This window comes from Nocardia carnea (assembly GCF_029868325.1).
GTDB lineage: Bacteria > Actinomycetota > Actinomycetes > Mycobacteriales > Mycobacteriaceae > Nocardia > Nocardia carnea_C.
Genome location: NZ_JARWNW010000267.1, coordinates 1 through 7,511, shown reverse-complemented (window position 1 = coordinate 7,511; position 7,511 = coordinate 1). Strand labels below are relative to the sequence as shown.

6 protein-coding genes and 2 pseudogenes are annotated in these 7,511 nt (G+C 67.3%); 6 read left to right on the top strand and 2 right to left on the bottom strand.

Going from position 1 to position 7,511, the window contains the following annotated elements:
* The 5 genes and pseudogenes from QH196_RS25535 to QH196_RS25515 all read left to right on the top strand — a co-directional run.
* Positions 1-414 (top strand): annotated as a pseudogene (locus QH196_RS25535) (TetR/AcrR family transcriptional regulator); the annotation flags it as partial.
* On the top strand, positions 411-1,400 hold the full coding sequence (locus QH196_RS25530) for an alpha/beta hydrolase (RefSeq protein WP_280418373.1): 990 nt from the start codon (positions 411-413) through the stop codon (positions 1,398-1,400). The pseudogene QH196_RS25535 and the gene QH196_RS25530, both read left to right, overlap by 4 nt.
* 286 nt (positions 1,401-1,686) lie before the next feature.
* Complete coding sequence (locus tag QH196_RS25525) at positions 1,687-1,911, top strand: hypothetical protein (protein WP_033246829.1); 225 nt, start codon at positions 1,687-1,689, stop codon at positions 1,909-1,911.
* Positions 1,908-3,206, top strand: a complete 1,299-nt coding sequence (locus QH196_RS25520) for a hypothetical protein (protein WP_280418372.1) — start codon at positions 1,908-1,910, stop codon at positions 3,204-3,206. The genes QH196_RS25525 and QH196_RS25520 overlap by 4 nt, the downstream gene beginning before the upstream one ends.
* Before the next feature lie 170 nt (positions 3,207-3,376).
* Positions 3,377-3,877: a L,D-transpeptidase gene (locus QH196_RS25515; RefSeq protein ID WP_280418371.1), complete on the top strand. Its 501-nt coding sequence runs from the start codon at positions 3,377-3,379 to the stop codon at positions 3,875-3,877.
* Between the two features lie 237 nt (positions 3,878-4,114).
* Here QH196_RS25515 and QH196_RS25510 read toward each other — a convergent pair whose 3' ends face one another.
* Both QH196_RS25510 and QH196_RS25505 read right to left on the bottom strand, forming a co-directional pair.
* The gene (locus QH196_RS25510; protein WP_280418370.1) at positions 4,115-4,366 is read right to left on the bottom strand and encodes a hypothetical protein; all 252 of its coding nucleotides are present in this window, start codon (positions 4,364-4,366) and stop codon (positions 4,115-4,117) included.
* A gap of 10 nt (positions 4,367-4,376) precedes the next feature.
* Entirely contained in the window at positions 4,377-6,107 is a 1,731-nt protein-coding gene (locus QH196_RS25505; protein ID WP_280418369.1) for a sodium:solute symporter family protein, read from the bottom strand.
* 365 nt (positions 6,108-6,472) lie between these two features.
* Here QH196_RS25505 and QH196_RS25500 point away from each other — a divergent pair.
* A pseudogene (locus QH196_RS25500) lies at positions 6,473-7,511 on the top strand (hypothetical protein); the annotation flags it as partial.

The window sequence follows — 7,511 nt, the reverse complement described above, 5'->3', positions numbered from 1 at the left end:
GAAGTGTTCGCGGTCAACGATATTCTCGTCGGCGCGGGGGAGCCGGCGGACCGTATCGAACGCACGATCCGCGGGCTGGTGGATTTCTGGGACCGCCACCGGCATCTCTACAGCGCCGTCCTGGACGCGCGCAGCGCCTCGGCGGCGGTCCGCGAGATCTGGGAGTCCGAACGTCAGGCATTCATCCCCTCGATAGCGGCCATGATCGACGACGAACGCCGGGCGGGCCGTGCCCCCGCCGGTGGTGACGCGGAAACGCTCGCCGATGTGCTGCTCCTGCTCAACGAGCGTCTGCTCGAGCGCCTCACCCTGGGGGCCGAGCTCGACCGGGAACGTTATATCGAATCGGTGGTCACGGTATGGCTGCGCTCGATCTACGCACCCGCAACCCATCACCGCGAGGAACCGTCATGACTGTGCACCACACCTCTGAGCCTGCCGCCGGACCCGCCGAACTGACCTTCCGCTCGGGCGGCGACCGGTGTCACGCCTGGCACTTCGCCGCCGGTTCGGCCGAGCTCACGGGCCCGGCCGGGCGGCCGGTCGCGGTGATGGCGCACGGTTTCGGCGGAACGAAGGATTCCGGTCTCGCACCGTTCGCCCGCGCCTACGCCGCCGCCGGAATCGACGTACTCGCCTTCGACTTCCGGTACTTCGGTGCCAGCGGCGGCACCCCCCGGCAGCGGGTCCGGATGGCCGATCAGCTCGCCGACTATCGCGCGGCGATTGCCGCGGCCGCCGAACTTCCGGGGGTCGATGCGCGCCGGATCGTGCTGTGGGGTGTCTCGCTGTCCGGCGGCCATATCTTCGCCGCGGCCGCGGCTGCCCGGGCCACCCCGGAGAAAAGGGCCACCGCACGGGCCGCACTCGCCGCGGTCGTCTCGCTCACCCCGCTGGTGGACGGCCGCGCCGCGGCCGCGCTGGCCATGCGATCCGGCGGCGTCGCGGCAACACTGCGGGGTGCCGGCACCGCCGTGCGCCGGCAGCTGGACGCGGTGACCGGCGGACCGGGCCTCATCCCGCTGGTCGGCTGGCCCGGGGAGGCGGCGGCGCTGGCGCTGGAGGGCTGGTACGAGTCCTACCGCGCCCTGGCCGGGCCCACCTGGCGTAACGAGATCGACGCGAGTGTGCTGCCGCAGCTGGCCGGCTACCGCCCGGCCCGGGCCGCCGCCGGTTTGCAGCTGCCGGTTCTGGTTCAGATCGCCGATTTCGACCGCGGTGCGCCCCCGTACGCCGCGGCGAAAGCCGCCTTCGCCGCCCGGGCCGAGGTCCGGCACTATCCCTGCGACCATTTCGGGGTCTGGCCGGGCAACCGCTTCTTCGAGCCGGCCGTGGATCATCAGCTGACGTTCCTGCGCCGGCACTTGGCGCCGGACCGGCCCGAACCGGCGTCGGCATAGCGGGCCACAGTATCCGGACGTGCGGCAGGCGACTCCCGACCGTGACCGCACCGGCGCAGCTGCGGCCGGGGCGCCGGGAGCAACGGCGTCTCGCAGGATGGCAACGGCACCTGCGGTAGCGTCACGCGTACCCCGCGTGATGTGAGACACGACAAATTGCAGGCAGGTAACGCCAGATGTGAATGGCCTTACGGTCATGAGGATTCGGCATATCGTCGTGCGGGTAATACACGGGACCGGCGGTGGTTTCGCGGCTGCCGGCCCGCGAGTGAGACACAGGAGCAGAATGAGTGCCAAAACCGAACTCGTCCGCGAACTGAACGGGCCCACCGCAGCCTCGGAGATGCTCTCCGACCAGGAGATCGAGGATCTGCTCGGACTGTTCCGCAGCGCCCAGCAACAGGAGAAGGAACTGCTGATCGAGGCGGTCAACGGTATGATCCGCTTCTTCCCGCCACCGTTCAAAACGATCACGCGCCGGATCATGTTCGGGGATCTACTCGAGAAATGAGCGATCTGGTCACCCGCGCGCAGATGATCCTGCTCGCGCGCACACTCCATGTTCCCGTCGAACGTATCGCCTATCTCGAAAGGCTCGGCGCCGATCACCTGCACGAACTCGAACAGCGGATTTCCGGGCGGATCTTCGAATACCACGGCGAAATGTTCAAACGGATCGGCCGCCTGATCCCGATCATCCCGCTGCAGGTATCGCTGCCCTTGGTCCAGCGCATCGTGCCACCCATGATGACCGGACGCGCCGCCGGTGCCGTCGGCGTCGAGTTCCCCCACGCCGCCGCCGATACGCTCACGATGCTCAAGACCGAGTACGCGGCGGACTGCACACCGTATGTGGATCCCAAGGCGCTCGGCGAACTGGGCGACATCATGGCGGCCGAGCCGCTGGTCGCGATCGTGAACGAGGTCCTGCGCCGTAAGGACCACATCACCGCCGGGCCGTTCCTCGAGTACGCCTCACCGAAGATGGTCGAAGCCGTCGAACGGGGAACTCTCGACGACGAGGGCATCATCTTCTCCGCCGCCTACGCCTACTCGGCGTCGGCCGTCAGCAACATACTGCGCCAGTTGCTGGATGGTGGATCGCAGCGGATTCCGCGGATGATGGAGAACGTCCTGGCCGGCTCGCCGGAACTGCAGGAGGCCGCGGTCTCGGTGATGTCGCGCGCCGAAGCGGATGTGGTCTTCCGCATCGGCGATATCCTGTTGTCCCTGGCCACACCGGAATCTCTGGGCAAACTCGCGGCGCACACCATCCAGCGGGGCGCGGCGCCGGAGCTGATGACCTTCGTCTCCAAATTCAGCCGGCCCGGGCTGCAGCGGATGGCGATGAACCCGATTTTCGCCAATACCGCCGCGCTGATCGCCATCGTCGAATCGTTGATCGTCGCGTTCAAACCCGGCCCGTGGAAAGGGCTGCTGCTGCTGGCCGAACGAAGCCATCCCGATGTGCAGCGGTATGTCGCCGGGCTGGTGGCCCGGATGCCGGTGGCGCAGATATCCGAACTGCCCTCGGTGGCCAACGCCGACGATCTGTGGCCCGAGCTGCTGCGTTTGCTGGCCGTTGCCGAGGAGCCCGCGCAGCGGCGCATCGGCGTGGTGTGGGCACAGCTGCCGGCGGAGCGGCGCGCCGGTCTGCACCGGCGGATAGCCGAGCTCGAGCTGGACGGCCGGCTGGCCGGGATCGTCGACGAGGTCCCCAACGTGTCGGTGGAGGAGGTGTTCTACCAGCGTCGGCGGCGTATCCGGCGACGTGGCGCGGCCTCCGACAGCTGGAGTGTGGCCTGATCGGTGGGCCGCATTCGCCGCGGATTTCGGTCCGGAATCGGCGCGTCTATGGCGAATGCGGCCCATGAATCATCGAACTTCAGTACCGTCGAATAGTTCTCTTGATCTTCGCTCTGGATTTGCTGGCCCCGCCGGATCGGCGGCGGATCGAGAAAAGAGGTCGGTACGAGATGAGCAACGGATATTTCTTTCACCGGATACGCCGGATGGCCGCACTCACCGGGGTCGCGGCGGCGGTGCTGGCGCCGGCGGCACCCGCCTTCGCCGAGCCGCTGTGGCCCAACGGGCCCAACGTCCCCGGGGTACCGGCGATCATCCCGGCCGAGGCCCCGTGCTCACCCGCGGCGCGGGCCTGCCTGCGGCTGTCGACGAACGAGGTCTGGCTGATGGACAACGGCAAGGTGGTCTACGGGCCGACGCCGATGTCGCACGGAATGGACGGCTACGAAACCCCGCCCGGTGTATTCGACGTGGACTTCAAACGCCCCTACCACTGGAGCACCATGCATCACGCCCCGATGCACTACGCGGTGTTCTTCAACGGCGATATCGCCTTCCACATCGGGCCGACGGAAGCCGAATCGCACGGGTGCATCCGGTTGACCGAACCGGGCGCGATCGCGGTCTACCACTATCTGAACCCGGGCGATGTGGTCGAAGTGGTCCCCTGACCGGAGTGCGGACGCCGCCCGGGCGGGAAGTGTCCGACCCGGTCATCGATGTGCTCACGCGATTTCGTACGCTTGGCCGATGTGGATCATCGTGGCCGTATCAGTAATCAGTTGCCTGCTCATCGCCGTCGGCTTCGCGCTCGGCCTGCCGGACTGATATCGATTCGGCCGGCCCGAAACGCTACCGGTTCGCTACGGGCGGACCGGTAGCTGTCGTTCCGGCATCGAATACCGTGGTCAGTCCCGCCCGGGCGGAGCTTCGCTCTCGGCTTCGGGAGCGGGGCGGTCGACGGCCACCGGGCGCAGCCGGGCCCAGGTCAAAAAGGCAACGGCCACGACGAGCATGCCCAGGCCCGCCCACAGGTTGACATTGATTCCGCCGGTTTTGGCTTCTTCGGCAGCGGTGTCGTGGATCAGCCCCGTGACCACCAGGACGATGCCGTAGAGGCCGAGCAGGCCGCCGACGATGGTGCGGATATCGAAGAGCACGGTGGTTGTCCTATCCGGTCGCGATATTGAGGATGATCACGAGCACCAGCGCGATACCCGCCAGCAGCACCGGCCGCTGATACCAGGGCAGGGTGGCGGCTTCCGGATCGGTACGCATGTCGCGCGGTGTCTCCGAATACACCAGCCCCACGAGTTCGGCGGCGGGTTTCGGTGCCGTCACCATGGTGACGGCCACGCTGACCGCGATATCCACCACGAAGGCGGCGCCGGCCGCGACGAAGCTGACGCCCTGGCCCGACAGCGAGAACACACCCGTCTCGTTCAGCACGAAGATGGTGACCGCGACCGCGGTGCCGGCCACCAGACCCGTCCAGCCGGCGGTCGGGGTCATCCGTTTCCAGAACATGCCGAGGATGAAGGTCGCGAACAGGGGCGCGTTGAAGAAGCTGAACAGGGTCTGCAGGTAGTCCATGATGTTGCTGAACCCGCCCGCGATGAACGCGGTGAAAATCGCCGCGATGGTGGCGCCCACGGTCGCCAGCCGGCCGACCGTCAGGTAGTACTTATCGGACCGGTCCTTGACCACGTACTGCTGCCACAGATCGATACTGAACACTGTGTTGAAGGCCGACACATTGGCGGCCATCCCGGCCATGAACGCCGCCAGCAGACCGGCCAGCCCCACCCCCAGCAGGCCGTTGGGGAGTACTTCCTTCATCAAGTACAGCAGCGCCTGGTTGTAGGTGACATCGCTGTCGACATCCGGGTTCGCGGTGACGGCCTGTTTGTACTCGGCCATCTGCGGTACCAGTACGGCGCTGATCATGCCGGGGATGATCACGATCAGCGGGATCAGGATCTTCGGGTAGGCGCCGATGATCGGGGTGCGGCGGGCGGCGGCGATCGAATGTGTGGCCAGCGCGCGCTGCACCTCGACGAAGTTGGTGGTCCAGTAGCCGAAGGAGAGCACGAAACCCAGGCCGAAAACGATGCCGAGGATGGACAGGAAATCGTTGGCGAAACCGGACAACGCGTTGCCGGGCCAGGAATCCAGCTGTTCGGGGCCACCGGGGGAGGCTGTCACCTTGTCCTGCAACCCGGACCAGCCGCCTACCCGGTGCAGGCCGATCAGGGTGAGCGGCAGCAGGGCGGCCACGATGACGAAGAACTGCAGGACCTCGTTGTAGATCGCCGCCGACAGACCACCGAGGGTGATGTAGGACAGTACGATCACCGCCGCCGCGATCACCGCGACCCACAACGGCCAGCCCAGCAGCACATTGAGAATGGTGCCCAGCAGGTACAGGTTGACCCCGGCGATGAGAACCTGGGCGATCGCGAAACTGAGCGCGTTCACCAGATGCGCGCCGGTGCCGAAGCGGCGCCGCATGAACTCCGGCACACTGCGCACCTTCGAGCCGTAGTAGAACGGCATCATCACCACACCCAGGAAGAGCATGGCCGGTACCGCGCCGATCCAGAAGTAGTGGAAGGCGGGGAAACCGTATTCGGCGCCGTTGGCCGACATACCCATGATCTCGACGGCACCCAGATTGGCCGAGATGAACGCCAGGCCCGTCACCCAGGCGGGCAGCGACCGCCCGGACAGGAAGAAGTCCATACTCGACGAGACGCGTTTGCGGGCCAGCAGGCCGATACCGAGGACGAAAACGAAATACAGCGCGACTATCGCGTAGTCGACGGCTTGGGCGTCGAGTCGCAGCACCTCACCTTCCGCGAAAGTGGAGACGACTTCCTGGGAAACTTCGAACTGCGGCATACGACGTTCTCCTCGGAGCGGCCACGGGCAACCGCGTGCGGTTCACCGCCTCGGCACCACCGATGGCCGGCCGCACTACCAGATCGGCTCTGGTGCATAAAACGTACCGCGCGTGCCGGTGGCGCGGGCTGTGTTGATCAAAGCCGGGCGTGTCAGTCGGGCGCCGTACTCCGTAGGCCGGTTCGGCCTCGGCTGATATGCACAAATGCGTACGCATGCGTGCGGGCAGCCTCTCGTGCAGTGTGCCGCGGGTTGCTACCATTGGCGACGGCGCATCCAAACACGTTGTGCGCCAGAGGATTAGATCATCCCCTGGCGCCGGTGTGGTGTGCGTGGGTTTCGTGGTCACCGAAGTAGGGGTTGCCGTGATTGTACGCGTGCAGAGTGCCGAATTGTCCAGCGTGCAGCGCTTCGTGCTCCGGTTGATCGGTGACTGGGGCGCGGGTTCCGAGCGTATCGGCGGGATCGCCCTGCTCGGTTGCCCGTTGCCGCGGCCGCGTCGCCGCTCCACTACGACGGCCGACCTGCTGATCTGGACCCCGTACGGGTGCACGCTGGTGGTACTGGCGGATTTCGGGTCGGTCCAGCACGGCGTTCTGGACACACCGCCGGCCGGCCGATGGCAGGTCGGTGAACGTGCCGCGGATCTGCGCACAGGAGCCGGGGCCGTCAATCCGCTGCAGCGGGCCCGGCGGCAAAGAACCGAACTGACAACGATATTCCGCCGGGCCGGTGTGCCCGAGCAGATCGATGTGCTCGTGGTCCTGATCCCGAAAACCGGGTCACGCATCACCTGGACCCGGCCACCGCAGGAGGCAGGCGAAGAAACGATCATGGCCCGCATCGGGCAATCGACGGGATTCACCGAGTATTTCCAGCGCTCGCCCGACCGGCCGGTGTGCGTGCGTGCCACCGATATCGCCCAGGCGTTCGCGGCGCTCGGAGTAGCGCTGTCCGCGCCGGATCCCGAGGAGCTGGCGGCCGAAGGTTTCGTGATGACGGCGGCCGACGCCCTGATCGGGACGCCCGCGCCGGCGGATTCGGCGGGCAGGTTGTGGACAACGCGGCTTCCGCTGTTCGGAGGATCCCGCCGCCGAGCGGCCCAGCCGGACATCGCGTTTCCCGAACCGGTTGTCGGCGGAGCCTTTGAGCGGGCGGAATACGCCGGCGCCGCGCCCGGTTCCGGGACAGCCGGAATCTTCGAAAAACGGGCACCGCACGACACCGCCCCGAATGCTCCGGCCGGCCGGGCGCCGGGGGGGGGGGGGCGGGGGGCGCGGGGGGCGCGGGTTCCGCGCGCGGCGCGGGGGCCGCGACCGCGAGGGCGGCGGCGAGGCCCGCGAGCCCGAGATCCGGGACGACGACGTTCTGCAGCCGGTCGCGGGCATCCTCGATGTCCTGGAC

What these genes read in the sequence shown, in the direction of transcription:
- QH196_RS25520 (WP_280418372.1), top strand. Translation starts at nt 1,908, where the DNA reads ATGAGCGATCTGGTCACCCGCGCGCAGATGATCCTGCTCGCGCGCACA.
- QH196_RS25525 (WP_033246829.1), top strand. Translation starts at nt 1,687, where the DNA reads ATGAGTGCCAAAACCGAACTCGTCCGCGAACTGAACGGGCCCACCGCA.
- QH196_RS25515 (WP_280418371.1), top strand. Translation starts at nt 3,377, where the DNA reads ATGAGCAACGGATATTTCTTTCACCGGATACGCCGGATGGCCGCACTC.
- QH196_RS25530 (WP_280418373.1), top strand. Translation starts at nt 411, where the DNA reads ATGACTGTGCACCACACCTCTGAGCCTGCCGCCGGACCCGCCGAACTG.
- QH196_RS25505 (WP_280418369.1), bottom strand. Translation starts at nt 6,107, where the DNA reads ATGCCGCAGTTCGAAGTTTCCCAGGAAGTCGTCTCCACTTTCGCGGAA.